The following is a 16,252-nucleotide window of genomic DNA, read 5'->3' on the forward strand; positions in this document are numbered from 1 at the left end:
GGAGGACCAGCGTGGAAATTCGACTCAATTAAATCACTTGAGCTAATCTCGTTAGTTAAGATGGCAAATATAGCAGTGGTTGTTCTCGATACGCTGCGAAAAGAGACATTTGACGAATATTTCAAGTGGCTTCCTGGGAAGCGGTTCGAAAACTGTTGGTCCCCAAGCCATTGGACAGTTCCGGTCCACGCTGCACTATTCACGGGGCAGAGACCCGTAGAGGTCGGAACCTACGCTCGATCTCTCAATCTCGATTGCGATTTACCTACGATTGCCGAGATTCTGTCTTCAAAGGAGTATACTACTAGAGCCTTCTCTACAAACCCAAATATTTCGAAGCGGTTTCGATTCCACCGAGGGTTTGATGAGTTTCGCGGGAACTGGCGGCTCCGCCACTTTAATCGTGACGACCTATTTGACTGGGACACAGTCGCAGGTGAGGGGGAAGGCGTTTTCTGGAGATACGCACAAGGAGTAAAAGAATGCATTCAAAGCGATAGTGCTACCTTCCCCTCTCTATATAACGGGGTTGAAATGAAGCTAGGCCACTTTGGATTATTTGATAAATATAAAGATCAAGGGGCCGCCGAAGCGCTGCAGTACATTTCAGGGACCAATTTCACAGAGGATGAGTTTCTCTTTCTTAATCTCATGGAGGTACATGCGCCATATGAGGTCCCTTCAGAATATCAATCCACGACTACTCCCACCTTTCTTGGTATAGAAGAAACGATCAATAACTCGAGTGTTGACGGCAAAGAAACTAAACAAGGGTACGAAGAATGTGCAGGCTACCTTTCTGACAAATATTCAGAGATTTTTTCTGAATTATCAAAAGATTTTGATTGGATTGTCACGTTGTCAGATCACGGGGAACTTTTTGGAGAAAACGGTGCATGGCGACATGGTTACGGAGTATATCCCGAACTGACTCACGTGCCTCTTGTTATCTCCGATACCAGTGGGAATAAGGAGACAGTTTCCGAAGTTGTAAGCATAACTGATGTCTACGACACTATTCTCGATATTACAGGATTAGCGGATCAAATGCAAGAGATGAATAGCCTCATCGGAGACGTGCATGGCAAAGAAGTTCTCACTAGCTACCACGGAATTACGCATCAACACAAAGTAGATACCCTGCGAGACCGAGGGTTCGATTCAAGAACAATTGAACAGTATGATGCACCTGTTTACGGTTTAGTATCGAAAGATGGGGAGTACATCTACCGGGATGTTCATGGAGTTCACGGGTTTCCTGACATCGACAAAGTGACGGAGGAAGCGGAGCAAATACTAAATTCCGCAGTTGATGAGATATCGAGCATTGACCGAAATGACAATAAAATAGATCTAAACGATTCGGCTCGCTCACAGCTTGAGGAACTCGGATATATATAAAAATACATATGAGTGAGACGAAGGATGAGTTTACAGAACTAGTACTGGGTTCTGGTGTCCTCTTATCCGGCCAAATCGTCGGGAAGATCCTCGCGCTTGGTGGGCACGTTTTACTTGTACGACTGCTTGACCCTCATTTATTTGGTCGATTGTCTCTCGCCCATACGGTGATACTCATATTCTCTCCATTTGTGATGCTCGGAATCCCCAATGGAATCACTCGAATGATCGCTGCTAGCGATACTCAACGAACAAAAAGCGATATGGCAATTGGTGGGGGAGTGATCATGGTTATAACGGGGTGCCTTGTTTCGATCTGTCTAATTTATTTCAGGGGCTTCGCTGCAGAAGTAGTCAACGCCACGCAGGCAGCTCCTCTCCTCGTGTGGTTCGCACCGCTTCTCGTTCTCAAACCGATTGGGCAAACTACTTTGTCAATCGTGCGAACTTACGGCGAGTCCGGAAAAGCAGCGGTGATGCGAGACATCACTCCGAAGGTGGCAGCGATAGTATCTTTGCTCCTTGTTTCGGCTATAGCAACCCCCTATCAGGGAGCTATCGCGTATTGGCTCGTGGGAGCTATCACTATGATCTTGACTGGAACATATTTTGTTAATTCCTTAGTTGGTTTGCCAACGTTATTTTCGCGTATTCCGGATAGAAACAATCTAGCTCGGCTTGTTAGTCATTCATGGCCTCTTGCCATTGAGGGAGGATTCATGCTACTCATGACGCGGTTTGACCTTCTCGCTATCGGATATTTCCTATCTGAGACGGAAGTCGGTTATTATCGTTCTGTCCAACCGTTAGCGGTAGCAACACTCTTCATTTTGAATTCATTTGTATTTCTCTACCTACCATTAGCGACAGAGTATTTTGAGGATGATCGGTTAGAGGATATACAATACCTCTATACGCGGACTACGAAGTGGGTTGTCGTATCAACTCTACCTTTACTTATCGTCTTTGGAGTGTTTCCCAACGACGTAATTCGGGTGTTCCTCTCAAATGCATACAGCCCGGCCGCATTACCATTCGCAGTTCTTTTATTAGGAATGTTCGCACGTGTAGTGGTGGGACCAAACGGCGCTACTATTAAAGCAATCAATAAGACAAGAGTGAATTTATTGTCGTCTTCTGTTGGTGTAATCACTAATATCTGTTTGAATATTGTATTGATACCACAATATCAAATGGTAGGGGCTGCCACCGCAACTGCTCTAGGATATCTTATCTATAATGGCACGGAAGTTATAGTACTTTACTCGCTACACCGAATCCAGCCGTTCTCGCTCGATCTTGTCAAACTGCTATTGGTTCTCGCGGGGATAACGGTCCTAATGCAATGGCGTTTTACCGGGACATACGGTCTAATCGAACTCATCGGTATCGGTATCGCTCTTGCAACGCTAACACTCGTTTTATCGTTGGCAACTGGGACAATCAAAATATCCGAAGTTCAAGATCTGTTAGATTCCTCAAGATAGCAGTTTACGAACGCTCTTGGGAAGTACGTTGTTGATTTTCAGAGCGCGGCGTCAAGAGCATATTTGAGCGCTTCGTCACCTGGTTTTCTGTAGATTTCACGGCGGAGTTGGAAGGCTCTGAGATGCGGTGTTAGCTTGTCATTCTAGACGCCTCGGTAAGGCGAGAGCCACCGTCGCGTCAGCGATGTGTGGCTCTCGCAGCCGTTGATGTGTACCTACGCTGACGGCGACTCGCCGTCAGCGTATTTACTATCGCCGTGGACGACGTACTCGAGGTCGAACTCATCGTCGTCCCTAGCGGATCGTAGTCCTCGAAATCCATCGGTATAGATGGTCAACGACTCCTGTTCGTGGTCGGCAAGCAGGAGTCGAACGGTCGATTCGGTGGCGGATTTCGCTGGTACAACATACCTCTCATCAGCGCCGCGATCGACCAGCGTGAACACCGGCGGTTTGTCGCCAGCGTACGATCCTCGGCCACGCGTGGACAGGCCACGCGAGCGTGACTCCCCTGTCCGCTCGCGGCCTTTGAGGCCAGCAGAGACATACACTTCATCGATTTCGACCGGCCCGGACAGCGTGATCGGAGGCGCGTTGAGCGCTCTGACGAAGCGCTCGACGCGCCATCTTACCGTCTTGTAAGATCAAGTTCAGCCTCGATCTGGCGAAGGCTCGTGTTGAACCGTACGAACACGTAGATCGTGAAGTACCATTCTTTCAGTGTGAGCTTCGAATGGGCGAAGATTGTCCCGGTCTTGTCGTGAACGTGCGACCCCAATTCTTACACAGGTACCGCTGATACACCCAATAGCTGCCGTTTCTAACCGTTAGGTCAGAACGGCAGCGGGGGCACTTGACACCATCACGCCAGCGAACCTGCTGCAACAGGTCCGCTGCAGCCGATTCCGACACGAATCGGCTTGTTGGGAACATATCGGGCACCGCTGACGCGGTGCCCTTGCCCTCTTCGACTTTCAGCCGCAGCTCGCACCGTCAACAATCTCCTATGCAAGAGCGGTTTACGAATCGACATACCCAAGTGCCTTCAAATTGTCCATGGCTGATTGTCCGTTACCGTCGACTGGAGTTATCTCAGGGGTGTGCGTACATTTATCAGAGGCGGTTGTCTGAACCCAGGGTACGTTCCGGATTACCGGATGAAGAACCGTAGTGGGATGTCCGTATATCCCCATCTCACCGAAAGCTTCTCCATGATCTGCAGAAATCACTACTGATTCAGCATCCACGTTTTCTAAAAGGAGTTCAACTTCGTCCAAGACAGCGCGCAACTCGTAGATGTAACTCTCCCAAACAACCTCCTTATCTCCTCCTGATCGAAGGTATTCGAAGGGGTCTGATTCGTGAGGTTTCAGTTCCCGGTCCTCTTCGAATGCCTTCGCGGTATATGGGCTGTGCGGTTGGTTATAGTGAAGAATTGTGCGCTCAAATTCCAAACTATCGTCGCGGGAAACCGAGATTGCTCGTTCAGTAACGTATCTAGCCGGAGTATATCCTTCCTCGTGCTCGTATACTCCTTCGGGTTCGTACTGCCATGCATGATCGAGGAGGCCGAATTTATCATGTTTAGCTGGCGTATAGTCTGTCCAAGCAAAGGGGGGATTTTCGTGATCAACCGGCGTCTTTCTGTCTTGAAGGATTCGTCCTGCCCACCCATTAGCGGAGATGTATGCGGTTTTTTCAATATCTTCCCCATTATCTTGGTCGAATGTAGCGCACATCCAACCAAGAGAGCTACTCCCGACAGAGAAGATTGAATTAACGTTCTCAATGAAATCATAATCACTGGCGACCTCTTGGAGTGCATCTGTTCGGCAGGTATCTAATAAAATAAGAAGATCCCACTCGCGGTCGTATACATTCATGCCAACCGGATAGTGAGAAAGAATAGAGAGCATTACAGGCTGATAGAGGTTCCTACCTACCCAACGAGCCGCACGTCCAAGGAATTGACTGTTCAGCATGCAGAATTAGTTTTATTGAGTCCACCAAAAGGTATCGATAAGCTATTCTGATTGTGAAACGCATGAATATGTCGGTATAGTTATGGACAGTAATCAAATGATTCCGAATAGGAAAAGTAATCCTCTGTATTTATTGATTAAAAGACATTCACGGGATCAATCTTGCCATACCTGGTGGTTTGATGGAAGGAACCTCCTAGTTCACAGTGACACACTGAGCCGAGAGGAGACCCAGTTCGAGAAGTAAGGTACGTAAACTCCCAGCAGAGGTTATTTGCATCTTCACCCCCCATGCCTTCCGTGGTTCAACAGAGTAGACTGCAGCTATAGTAACCGTTAGAACGTTCTACTCGGAGATTGTTGCTGTGATCAATGGACCACCTCAACGAGATCTCCATCGAAGAACTCTAAGATGCCTTGGATAACATCGAGGGAAACAAGCCGACACAACGGTTGTTAGCCGCGATCGCGTACAGGAACGGTGTAACGAATCCGAACTTGCAGAGTGGCACGACACCGGTCGAAGAACGATCTACAGTTGGCTCATGCGACTTGATACGGACGAACCGCTTGAGCAAGCCGTGTCTGATGTTCATCAATCCTTGAGATAACAAAAATCTCAGAATCACAGCAAAAAGAGTTCGAACAAGCCGTTTACGAACTGCCCGGGGAAGTCGGGATTGACGCGCCGGCGTGGACACCGGCGCTCCTCCAGGAGTTCCTCGAAGACTCCTACGGCGTCGAGTACTCCTATCCGAGTTGCCGGCAGCTGCTGAAAGAAGCTGATTAAGTTATCAAAAACTACGCCGTACAGCTGTTGAATCCAAAGAATGCGGCCAGAGGAGTTCTACGACGAGATGAAAAAGCGAGCGGAGATGGACGCCACAATAGTCTGCATCAATCAAACCAAGAAATCTGTGCAGGTCGAGCCGTGTACCGTGTGGTCTCCGCACGGCCCGCGGCCGACCGTCGAACTTTCCGGCCAACGCAACTGAACGTGCCTGCTTGGTGCGATCACCGAAGATGCTGACTACTTTTTCTCACGGTTCACCGAGTACGTCACCACCGATCACGTAAAACATTTCATTCTGTTGTTGTGCGGAGAATTCGAAGAAGACTTGATCGTCGTACTGGATGGGGCACCGTACTTCTAGGCATCGGCCGTCACGGATCTGGCGGCCCGTGACGATCTCGCCTTCATCACATTACCAGCGTATTCGCCGGAACTCAACCCTGTCGAAGAGTGCTATTGACAATTCCATGACTATTTGAGCAACGGTTCTTCGACTCACTAGCCGAATCGACGACGATCGATACTGCCCTCAACAGCTCTCTTTCCTAAAATAAGTGACCATTTCAAACGAATGCGATAATGTCGTTCAAATCATCAATAGCGGTATCTTGATAATTAAGAGAGGGTGTCATAGAACTCTTCTCACACCGTGATGATCGTACTTCCCGGATTGTCTCCACGTTCGTAGTTGGTGATAGCGACGACAAGGCGAAGGCACAGGGCAAGAAACACCTGCGCTCGTGCGTGGACGCGGCCTCGGGCGTGCGTTCGCCCGAGGCCGCAGTCCTTCACTGATTCGTTGGTTCGTTCGACTCCAGTACGGCGGTTGTACGTCTCATCCAACGTGGACTGCTTCAGCTGAACATCCTCGCTGTGTTGTTCGATGCGGTCTTCGACCCTGTACTCGATGTCTTTCGGGTCGTCAGTGTTTCGCGCGTTGTACGGAGCGACTGGCACGACCCCTGCGGCCAGCAGGTGGTCGTGCCAGTCGAGCGTGTCGTAGGCGCTGTCACCGACCATCCAGATCGGCTTGGCGACGGCGAGCGCGTCACGTGTGACGCGCATCGCCGTCTCCTCTGGCGCTTGCTTACTCTCGGTGAACTCGGCGGCAATCGGGATCTTTTGCCCGGTCGAGACGATTGTGCAACCGTAGCCGTAGTAGTACTCGTCGTCGGTTGGATCGTAGCACTTTGACGCGTCTTGATCGGCGGGCTCCGCCCTCACGTCGGTTGAATCGATACAGTAGGTCAAGTCGAGCAGGCCGCGTCGGGCGGCCTGCTCGACGAGTCGGTCAAAGACCTCGTCAACGACGTGTTCGAGGTCGGTGAGAAAGCGATCGACCGCGTCTCTCGACGGCGGTCGATCGAACCCACAGCTCAGCCAAACGACCGTGTTCTGAAGCTCCCGCTCAACGGGACGAATGCCGTAGATGTCGTGGTAGTAGCAATGGAGGAAGCCACGCATCAACTCTGGTGGTTCATGCTCTCGTGTTCGCCCCGTCTCCGCCGGGGCGAACACGTCGAACTCTTCGAGAAACTCGAAGGAGAGATGCTCAAACAACGCTAGCGTCTCGGTTTCCGCGACATTGAAGAACGACTCTACCGAAGGATCATCTTGCAGGGTCGCTGAACTCATCCACCTCAGCGTTCACCCTGCTCTTTGGTGTGCTACTCGTTCTATGACACCCTCAATTAAGATTCAACCTCAAGCCAAGGCACGAAAACCATTGAGGGAGCGTACAGGCCCGGTACATGGCCATACAACCCATATTCTCCAAATGCCTCGCCATGGTCTGCAGTGATGACGATATCGCCGGAGAGGTCAGATAGTAGATCATTGATGTCGTCAAGAACGATACGCAAATTTTCATGAAATGCTTGTTCGATTGTATCTAACGACAACTCGTCGAAAATTGGTCGCCAATTCATCGAGTTCAGGATTTGGTTCTGCCGGTGTGTTGTAGAAGGCGTTTCTTCACCTATGAACGGGTGATGGGGCTGTAAATAATGAACTATGAGTCGTTTATCTGGGAACTCACTGTGTAACTCCCGAGCAGCATCACTAACTGGTCCTGGTGGTTGGGTGTTTCTCTTCTCATTCCACTCATCTTTCCAAACTGGTTCGAGATGATAGAATGGATTCTCTACCCCAACCCAGTTTTTAAGTTTAGTTCTGGATACTTGGGGGTTCCCCGCTACATAGACGATGTCAGAACAGTCACGATCGAAATTTTCCCTCATCCATTCGACCGTGTGGGTTCCCTTGGAGGGGATTTTACTAAGTTTGCCGTCAATGTGGCTTATCTCCTTAAAATGGTCAAAATTACAAGCATCTAGGACTATTAATACATCCCAAGATTCATCAACAACTGAAACCGGGTCTAAACGGTATCTATTTGGAAGGAAGGCCGCCCGGAGCGTGATAGAATGAAAATTCTCTTTCCCATTTTTATACCGCTTGATTAGTTTTTGCGTATCCCGAATAACGGAGGTCATACTAGCCATTCAACATCATATTGTATATATCCCATGATTGTGGAGGGGGAGGGAGGATTATTATCATCCCTTCTCTTGGTTGCTATGATATTTTTGGAAGGTTTGCACGGATTGATCAACTCATTCAGCCAATCCCAAGGTGAAAATAGCTACTACCATGTAGTAAATATCACTTGGACTGGACTGATGGCGAGTGACGGAGGTCTATGCGGGGTATCACTGACCAGTAACTGCTCTGTTGAATTCGATGACAGCGCCCGGATCAGCGGGTTAGCATCCAGTGTTTGAGCGGAATTGGCGACAAGTGGCTGGTCTGATCTGATTCCCGCTGTCCAAACTCGCTCTCTCGATCACAGTCTACGTGTGAGAATCCACACCACTGGTGCCTGAAGGCGTGTCTCCAACCTCAATCCCCGGGCTGTCTGCGAATTCAACAGCACACACTCGCTGGTTGTGGGCGCGGCGGACATCTTCTCAAGGGAGATCTATGATTCTCAACCAGTGGCCTCATAATTGTTTCTGGTGCCTTGTTGAATCCGCAGAAGGCGTAGTGATCACTCCTTGATGGCTTGTTCAAGGTTGTATACGGTGGCGGTCAGAACGAGTTCACGGAACTGGCGGTACCAGGCGTTCGGCCCGACAGCGGACCCGTATCGGCGCTTGATGGCCGAAAACGCCGTCTCGGCCATCCAGCGTTGCCCGTAGAGCCCGCTGTCCAACCGTGCGTTGTGGGCGTGGTCGTAGTGAGCGAACAGCCGGTGTTTGATGAGTGGTCGGACGCCTTCTGAATGCAGGGCGTCCCGTAGCGATTGGTCGTCGTAGCCCTTGTCACCGGCGAGACTCTTGATTTTCTTGGTGTTACGCAGCGCTACCTGACGGCCCACCTGTGTGTCGTGAGGCCCGTGTGCCGAACAATGGAGGTCAAGCACGGCACACGAGTCCGTATCGATCAGGGCCGTCGTTTTCAGCGTCCGTATGTGGCGAACCGACCGATCGACGTAGTGGCTGGATGCCGCTTGGCGGTCGAAGAATGTGGCATCCACGGCGCCGTGGTTGCCGGGATCGCAGGCGGCCGCCGAGCGGTCAAGCAGTTGACGCCAGACACGAGTGGGCACCCGCTCGAACGACCGCCACAGCGTCGAGGTGCCGGGAACGCGGCGCGGGCCAACTGCAAGACGGCACGAACCCGACCCATCTCGCTAGCCCAATCGACGATTTCGCGGTAGGTAGTACCCATGTGAATCCACAAGAAATGTAGCGTCAGATGCTTCCAGTCGGCAAACCTGTTGCCAGCCGGGTCGCTCACTACCGCCTTGGGGCTGGCAGCACAGCGCTTTTGAGCGAGCGATGCGGCTTGCTTAACGAAGCGGAAAAGGACTTCAGGCACATTCACCCTCTCCGCTTCGCTTCCACCTTCAGAGCGACGCTATCCTGCCACCGTCATCGGATTTAACAGAGCAAACAATTCAGAAAGGTGGTTTCGACTCCGTTCGACACCCAGACCCGCGAGTAAATCAGTGGTATTCGACAGCGACAAGCCCGAAACGTGCGATTGAATACCAAATCCTATTGCCGGCTCGGGTGTCCGCTGAGGCGGCTGATCTCTGACATAGGCACCAAGAAATCCGTCCGCCTCGCTTTTCACGCTTAACTAAACACGACTGCAGAGCATCCGTCAAACGGCTACTTTGGGGCCCGATCAAGATCACGAATTCCGGACGAGGGGTTCGTACCACTCGCGGTTCTCGCGGTACCACTCGACGAACGCCTCGACGCCCTCGCGGATGGTGTAGGTCGGCTCGTAGCCGATCAAGTCGTTGGCCTTGGACACGTCGGCGTGGCTGTGGTCGGCGTCGACGTCGTAGGCGTCGGTGTGCTCGACGTCCAGCTCGGGCGCCAGCTGGTCGCGGATCTCCGTCGCGAGCGTCTCGATGTCGATGTTGTCGGTGCTGCCGACGTTCATCACCTCCCCGTCGGCGGCGTCCGTGTCGAGCAGCGCGCGGTTGGCCGCGAGAACGTCCGCGACGTAGGTCATGTCGCGGGTCTGGGTGCCGTCGCCGTAGACGACCGGCGGCTCGCCGTTGAGACAGCGCGAGACGAAGTTCGAGATAGCCATGTTCGGCCGCATCCGCGGGCCGTACACCGTGAAATACCGCAGCGCGACCGCGGGGACGCCGTAGCGCTCGGCGTACACCATCGCGTAGCGCTCGCCGGCCAACTTCGAGGCGCCGTAGGGGCTGATCGGCGTCGTGAGGTGGGCCTCGTCGTAGGGGAGATAGCGCGGCTTGCCGTACACGGACGAACTGCTGGCGAACACCAGCCGTTCGATATCGTGCTCGCGGGCGGCGTCCAGCACGTTGAGCGTGCCGTCGACGTTGACCTCGTCGTACTTGCGGGGGCTGTAGTCGGTGCGGACGCCGGCCTGGGCGGCCTGGTGGTAGACGTAGTCGGCGTCGGCGACCAGGTCGGCGACCAGGTCGGCGTCGCGCACGTCGCCCTCGACCAGGTCGTAGCTGCCGTCGCCCGCTTCGGCCGCTTCCCGGCCGACCTCGACGTTGTGGTCTTTGATCCGCGTGTCGTAGTAGGGATCGAAGTTGTCGAGGACGACCACGTCGTGGCCGTCGGCGGCGAACGCTTCGGCGAGGTGGCCGCCGATGAAGCCGGCGCCACCGGTGACGAGGATACGCATTATCGTATCGCTCGCCCGACGGGAGAAAAAGTCATCGGCACGCGTCGGCGACCCGGGCTCACTCGGCGGTGGCGTTGACTTGGCCGGCATCGTCGTCGGTGTCGACGGCGCCGGACTCCCGCAGTCGCTGCTCGGCTGATTCGCGGTCTTCGGGGTAGCCCACGTCGGTGCGCCAGCCGTCCATGCGGATGGCGTCGATGGTCCGCCCGGAGTGGATCAGCAAGTCGATCGCATCCGAGATCTCGTACTCGCCGCGGTTGGAGGGCTGGACGAGGTGGCAGGCGTGGAGGATTTCGGGGGTGAACGTGTAGAAGCCCGTCATCACGAGATTGGACGGGGGCTCTTCGGGTTTCTCGATGACGTCGGTGATCTCGCCGTACTTGTTGGTGTCGCAGACGCCGTACCGGGAGGCCTCCTCCCAGGGGACCTCCTCGACGAGGAAGGCGGCGTCGGCGCGCGATTCGGCCTGGCGATTGACGACGTCTTCGAGGTTGGCCTGGAAGATGTTGTCGCCCAGCATCAGCATGAAGTCGTCGTCGATGTGGTCCTCGACGGTGAGCAGCGCGTGGGCCAGGCCCTTCTGCTCGCGCTGGTGGGCGTAGGTGATCGGCACGCCCGCGAACTCGTCCTCGTAGTGGTCGATGATGGCCTGTTTCTTGTAGCCGACGACAACCAGTAGCTCGTCGGCCCCGAGTTCGACCAGCTGCTCGAAACAGTGCGTGAGGATCGGCTTGCCTGCGACTTCGACCATGCCCTTGGGCTTGTCCTCGGTCAGCGGACGCAGCCGCGTCCCCTCACCGGCGGCCAGCACGACGGCTTGCATACTATTGATAGTATATCGGTACTTTGTGGATAACTCTTCTCTATTCTCTTGACTACAGATTTGGTGTCCAGTCGCTCGCTTCGGTGAATATCTGGTCGTCTAGCTCCGATCTCTAGAGCTTCTCGCTATACTGGCGGGGATTTCCCAACTACGATATCCCGGATACGCGACATTCAGGATGCAATACTGGATAGATGTCGATCTAAGGGGGTTGCAGATCGAGCAGTAGCCGACCATATCGACCTCCACAGACAACTGGTGTCATCGGTGGACACAGCAATAGTACCCTCGGATACTAGCCGACGACTACCGATCGAGACCCGATACGACGTGCTACCGACGCCGGGAAAGCACACGCGCTCGCTCGATTCGTTCGTGTCCGTCACCCAGTTCGTGCCTGGTTGGGCGACTATCTCACTCCGCGGACGCTAGTCACCGGTGACACCAGCTGTCGCCGGCGCCGACTCCTCGGATTCTACGGGCTCACTTTTCGAACGTGACTCCCCAGGTATCTCCGCGTCCGCTGGTAACACGACTCGGCGCTCCTTGTACTGGAGCCCGTCAGCACGCCGGGAGCGCAACTCGTCGTACAGCCGGTGGTTCGACAGGTCCAGCAGCGCGTCAATCGTCCGTCTGGCGAGCTTCGTCGCGTAGTCGCGACTCACGTCTCCCTCCTGGATCCGGATCCACGTCGCCAGCTCGCCGGCATCCAGGAACTCTCGGACACCATTGCAGCCATCGTTCCAGAGGTCCCCAGTATTCTCCTGACGGGCTTGCCAAATCTGTGCGGCCAGTCGGTCCGGCCGAGCATCCGCGACCGACTGGAGCGTCTTCTCGTCCAGCTGAGCGAGTTGCTGGATGGGAAGCAAGTCACCGTGGGCGAGCGCTACACCGTCGTCGTGATCAAGCGGGTCGGCTTCCGCGGGTAGCCGGATATACTCCCCGTCGTCTTTGCTGATCCGCTCGACGGTATCCTCGTGGAGGTCAAGCAAGTCATCGTCTAGTGTGGGTTTGACGTGCGCCCAGCGGAGATGTGCGCCCTTCTCGAGTTCACGAGACTGGAGTTCGCCGATCATCCCGCGGCTGGTCTTCATACGCTTGCGGAGTGCGTCAAGAAGGGCATCCTGACGCTCGACGGTCGCTTCGAGATCGTCGACGCGTGTCTCAGCTGCCTCGCGAGCCTGGCGCTCTGCTTCGAGATCGGCTTCGAGGTCATCGATGCGGGCTGCCTGTTGTTCGACAGTCGCTTCGAGCGCGGCGACACGCGCTTCGAGGGACTCCCGGTCGGTCATCGACGATCCTCTCCAGAATCGTGGAGAGTCGAGTCAGGGGCAGTCACAGCTCCACGGACCACAGTCGAATTGCATGGCGATGCGACTCGTCGTGCGGGAAGTTCAAGTCCCCGCAGTACGATTGCGGACATGTCGGTCGTTCCGACTCCACGCGGTGGCCGTGCTGGACCACGGTCACCGATTTTCCGGTGAAATTCCCATCGCGTAGAGTCTGCTCTCTACTGTATTCGCTATCGACTTAATCGTTGCTAATGGTAAATGGATAGAGTCGGAATCAATAATTCGGAGGTTGTGCAATTGGTGGTGTGAGTCGCGGCCCCGATCCGTCCGTCACGACACGTGAGATTCTGCGGTTTTTCGTCGAGTCACCAGACCCCGGTTTCACCGCAACTGAAGTTGGTGATGAATTCGATAAGAGCCGACAGTGGGCGGATAACCGACTCAAATCACTTGAGAGCGAGGGGTATCTGAAAAGCAAGAACCCTGGTGGGCGTGCTCGATTCTTCTGGATCTCGACGGACGGGGAACAGTTTCTCGCCGAAACTCGCGATAGTTAGTCCTCTGGCACCCACCAGATTACGTTTCGTGGTCCGGATTTCTTCCGATTGATTCGACCGCTATCGTGAAGCGCCTGAAGTCGGTTGTGTGCCCACTGACGCGTCATACTGAATATTTCAGCGACTTCTGCAGCTGTCACAAACGGATCCTCTTGGTCGCGAATTGCGGTCACAATATCACCGTCCGAGACGGTTCGCTTCCCTTGTGCCATACGCGCACAGATTAATTTACCAAAAGCAAAAGTATTATGGTGGGCGCCTTCGATACAATTAGCTAGGAACACCGGCTCTACGGGGCGATATCGCGCAGAAAGCGCCCGCCTGCTTAGGACAGGCGAGCCGGGTTCCGACTAACCCATGCCGAACAACGATCCAACCCTTCAAGAAGGTATTGCTGATCAACTCGCCCACGACGCCCACTACCTGGGCACTGACGGTGACGGCGCCACCCATTACTGGAGTTGTTACGAGCGGACGGTCTACGTCGTCGAAGACAACGAGGTCGACTCGTGGGCGTTCGCAGAGACGCCCCTGTCGACGCTGACTGACTGGCTGACCCACGTCGAAACCAAGCGCGGTCCTTGGGACGACCACCGCGTAAGTACCGGCGGCATAGCCACGATCATCGCTGGCCACAGCACGACGGAGTGTGTCTGAGATGGACGACGAACTCGTTGTCGAGTACACGCCGGCGAGTGGCCCACGCCAACGCACTCGGTTCGTCCAGGCGTCGTCAGAAACCAAACTCTGGCGAGTGACCGAGGTCTATGCTGGCTGTCACTGGCGTGAGACCGGTCGCGAGCGGGTGAGTGATTTGGAGAGAGAGTCGGCATTGACTGACGGATAGCCCTATCAGCGGTCGTCGAACTGGTGTAAAGCGTGTCGACTGATTCCGTGGGTTGTCGGGCAACTTTCTCTCGGCTTCTCTGTACCGGCTTGAAATCTCCGCCGTCTCTTGCCGCCGCTCGCGGATCTTCTCCCTTCGACTCGGGATCGCGGTCAGCATCCCCGTCTTTCTCCTTTGCCACGGCAGATCACTCTCTACGCCTCGTCTCTCCAGCTCCCCCACACTTCTCGGTACTTACGGAGTTCGCGGTACTCCTTCCGCTCGAAGGGTCGATGGCGTACAGCGTCTCGTTGTCTTGTCCCAATCGGTCAGCACGCGAAAGTCGCCGACGCGAAGCTTGTAGCCGGGGTGGTTCTTCAGCCGGTCGAGAAAGTGGTCCGGGAAGTCGCCGATGTCCTCCAGCTTGTTGACGAGACCCACGCGGGTCTGGAGTATCCCGAAGCCGAGATATCGAGGTCCTCAGCCACCAGCCGATGGGTCAACTCGGCTCAACTACTGCTCCCATTCCGGTCTCGGTGATCCTGGAAGATCGTCGGTGGCCTCGAGCAACTCGTCCTCAGTCGTCCACGGATAGCATCGTCCGTGGAGTTCGAACAGCCGGAAGTCATTCAGGTGTACCCAGCTGTACGACGGGACCTCGAACGCATCTTCCTCGAGTGTGGTCGTCACCTCATCGACCGAGATGTCGATCCCCGTCTGGTTCGCACGGTCGACAAGCACCTCGAGTTCCGCAGCCTTGCTCTCGTCGTCGATATCGGTGGCAGCCATGAGTTGCGCCCCAGCAGCGAGTACATCGCGCTCATCGCTGAGGTGATCTTCAGTTTCCCACTGGTAGGCGCGTGGGAGGGCGTACGCTTTCTCGAAGTACTCGGTTTCGCCGAGTTTGCCGAGTTCGTTGATTTCCCCGCCAGCATCCTGTTCGAACACGGCAGCGACGTAATCACTGAGCGTCGCCGTGATATGGAACTTCACGCGAAACTCCGGGAGTCGAGGGAGATCGATGTCGGAGAGGTCCCCGATGAGAAAGGCGTACGTTCCGTATCGGCGGTTGAGGCGGTCGCTGACTGCTCGGACTCGGCGGAGATACGGGTCACGGTAGCTCCCGAGGACGAGATACGCGGTTTGATCCCGGTCGTAGATCGCCGGCGTCTCGCTGTTTGCCCACGAGAGGATTCGGACTGCTTCAGTCGAGCCGACATCGAGCCCGCGTAGGGCCTGTTGTACGGCCTCCATAATTTTCGCCGAGTTCGGCGGAACTGATGGAACACTCATAGGGGGGGCAGTACTGGCTGAGTAATAGCCGTTTCTAACTGACTCAGTTAATCGACTAATTTGTTGACTCATTCAACCCAAACCGTTATGCAGTCGAGCCCGGTACCATACTGTATGAGCGACACGGCCCCGGGGGAGTTCGAAGATTCCTTCGCAGAGCAGCAGCGAATGCGTGAGCTGCTCTCTCAGGAGACGCGTCACCTCGTCCTGCAGCTGATCCTCGGCCACCCGGCACATCTCACGTCGCTGGCCGAGCTCGACTATATGATCCCGAAAAACGAGGCCGCCATCCTTGATCAGCTTGAGAGGCTGCAGGAGGCAGGAATTCTCGACGTTTACGTGCACGAACCCAACGCATCGACGCGAGATCTGCCGTCGAAATTCTGGGGGCCGACCGAGCGCGGCGTCGAGATTCTCTACGAGCATAATTTCCTGCGGGGCGTCCCGATTGCACGCGCGGTCTACGAGGAGACCGAAAAGTCCGAGCGGGTGCGGCGCCACGAGGCCGCACCACGGCCGGCGCTCCCCGACGCTGTTCGAGAGGCGCTCGAATTCGATGAACCGGATCTGACAACGGCTGACGCCCCCTAGTAGTTCGTTCGTTCCAACAAACG

Annotated in this window: 11 protein-coding genes and 5 pseudogenes; 5 read left to right on the forward strand and 11 right to left on the reverse strand. The window is 54.7% G+C overall.

Features of this window, described 5'->3' with window-relative positions; all coding sequences use genetic code 11:
- Positions 1 to 60 precede the first annotated feature (60 nt).
- Complete coding sequence (locus HZS54_RS06300) at positions 61 to 1,401, forward strand: sulfatase-like hydrolase/transferase (RefSeq protein WP_179921100.1); 1,341 nt, start codon at positions 61 to 63, stop codon at positions 1,399 to 1,401.
- 8 nt (positions 1,402 to 1,409) lie between these two features.
- The gene (locus HZS54_RS06305; protein ID WP_179921102.1) at positions 1,410 to 2,888 is read left to right on the forward strand and encodes a flippase; all 1,479 of its coding nucleotides are present in this window, start codon (positions 1,410 to 1,412) and stop codon (positions 2,886 to 2,888) included.
- A 38-nt stretch (positions 2,889 to 2,926) separates the two neighbouring features.
- Here HZS54_RS06305 and HZS54_RS06310 read toward each other — a convergent pair.
- Both HZS54_RS06310 and HZS54_RS06315 read right to left on the reverse strand, forming a co-directional pair.
- Positions 2,927 to 3,821 (reverse strand): annotated as a pseudogene (locus tag HZS54_RS06310) (IS1595 family transposase).
- Positions 3,822 to 3,907: 86 nt separating this feature from the next.
- Positions 3,908 to 4,870 (reverse strand): alkaline phosphatase family protein, encoded by a 963-nt coding sequence (locus HZS54_RS06315; protein WP_179921104.1) that lies wholly within the window; start codon positions 4,868 to 4,870, stop codon positions 3,908 to 3,910.
- A 417-nt stretch (positions 4,871 to 5,287) separates the two neighbouring features.
- On the opposite strand from HZS54_RS06315, the pseudogene HZS54_RS06320 reads away from it, so the two are divergent.
- Positions 5,288 to 6,243 (forward strand): annotated as a pseudogene (locus tag HZS54_RS06320) (IS630 family transposase).
- A gap of 62 nt (positions 6,244 to 6,305) precedes the next feature.
- Here HZS54_RS06320 and HZS54_RS06325 read toward each other — a convergent pair.
- From HZS54_RS06325 to HZS54_RS06355, 7 genes and pseudogenes are all read right to left on the reverse strand, one after another.
- Positions 6,306 to 7,298 (reverse strand): transposase, encoded by a 993-nt coding sequence (locus HZS54_RS06325; RefSeq protein WP_179921106.1) that lies wholly within the window; start codon positions 7,296 to 7,298, stop codon positions 6,306 to 6,308.
- 56 nt (positions 7,299 to 7,354) lie between these two features.
- Positions 7,355 to 8,158 carry an alkaline phosphatase family protein gene (locus HZS54_RS06330; RefSeq protein WP_179921108.1) on the reverse strand — a complete coding sequence of 268 codons (804 nt, stop codon included), beginning with the start codon at positions 8,156 to 8,158 and terminating at the stop codon, positions 7,355 to 7,357.
- Positions 8,159 to 8,712: 554 nt separating this feature from the next.
- Positions 8,713 to 9,545: pseudogene (locus tag HZS54_RS06335) on the reverse strand (IS5 family transposase).
- Positions 9,546 to 9,638: 93 nt separating this feature from the next.
- Positions 9,639 to 9,749: pseudogene (locus tag HZS54_RS06340) on the reverse strand (IS6 family transposase); the annotation flags it as partial.
- 114 nt (positions 9,750 to 9,863) lie between these two features.
- Positions 9,864 to 10,847, reverse strand: coding sequence for an NAD-dependent epimerase/dehydratase family protein (locus HZS54_RS06345; protein ID WP_179921109.1), 984 nt, complete (start codon positions 10,845 to 10,847; stop codon positions 9,864 to 9,866).
- 58 nt (positions 10,848 to 10,905) lie between these two features.
- Positions 10,906 to 11,670, reverse strand: coding sequence for a UTP--glucose-1-phosphate uridylyltransferase AglF (gene aglF / locus HZS54_RS06350; RefSeq protein ID WP_179921111.1), 765 nt, complete (start codon positions 11,668 to 11,670; stop codon positions 10,906 to 10,908).
- A gap of 428 nt (positions 11,671 to 12,098) precedes the next feature.
- Positions 12,099 to 12,962, reverse strand: a complete 864-nt coding sequence (locus HZS54_RS06355; protein ID WP_179921112.1) for a DUF8008 family protein — start codon at positions 12,960 to 12,962, stop codon at positions 12,099 to 12,101.
- A 914-nt stretch (positions 12,963 to 13,876) separates the two neighbouring features.
- Between HZS54_RS06355 and HZS54_RS06360 the strand changes: the two genes are divergently transcribed.
- Positions 13,877 to 14,176, forward strand: a complete 300-nt coding sequence (locus HZS54_RS06360) for a hypothetical protein (RefSeq protein ID WP_179921114.1) — start codon at positions 13,877 to 13,879, stop codon at positions 14,174 to 14,176.
- A 384-nt stretch (positions 14,177 to 14,560) separates the two neighbouring features.
- On the opposite strand, the pseudogene HZS54_RS26635 reads toward HZS54_RS06360, so the two are convergent.
- Together HZS54_RS26635 and HZS54_RS06365 are read right to left on the reverse strand one after the other, a co-directional pair.
- Positions 14,561 to 14,780, reverse strand: a pseudogene (locus tag HZS54_RS26635) (type II toxin-antitoxin system RelE family toxin); the annotation flags it as partial.
- A gap of 78 nt (positions 14,781 to 14,858) precedes the next feature.
- Positions 14,859 to 15,638, reverse strand: coding sequence for a DUF8170 family protein (locus tag HZS54_RS06365; RefSeq protein WP_218927123.1), 780 nt, complete (start codon positions 15,636 to 15,638; stop codon positions 14,859 to 14,861).
- A gap of 114 nt (positions 15,639 to 15,752) precedes the next feature.
- Here HZS54_RS06365 and HZS54_RS06370 point away from each other — a divergent pair, with 114 nt between their 5' ends.
- The gene (locus HZS54_RS06370) at positions 15,753 to 16,229 is read left to right on the forward strand and encodes an ArsR family transcriptional regulator (RefSeq protein ID WP_179921116.1); all 477 of its coding nucleotides are present in this window, start codon (positions 15,753 to 15,755) and stop codon (positions 16,227 to 16,229) included.
- Positions 16,230 to 16,252 lie beyond the last annotated feature (23 nt).

This window comes from Halosimplex pelagicum, from assembly GCF_013415905.1.
GTDB classification, from domain to species: domain Archaea; phylum Halobacteriota; class Halobacteria; order Halobacteriales; family Haloarculaceae; genus Halosimplex; species Halosimplex pelagicum.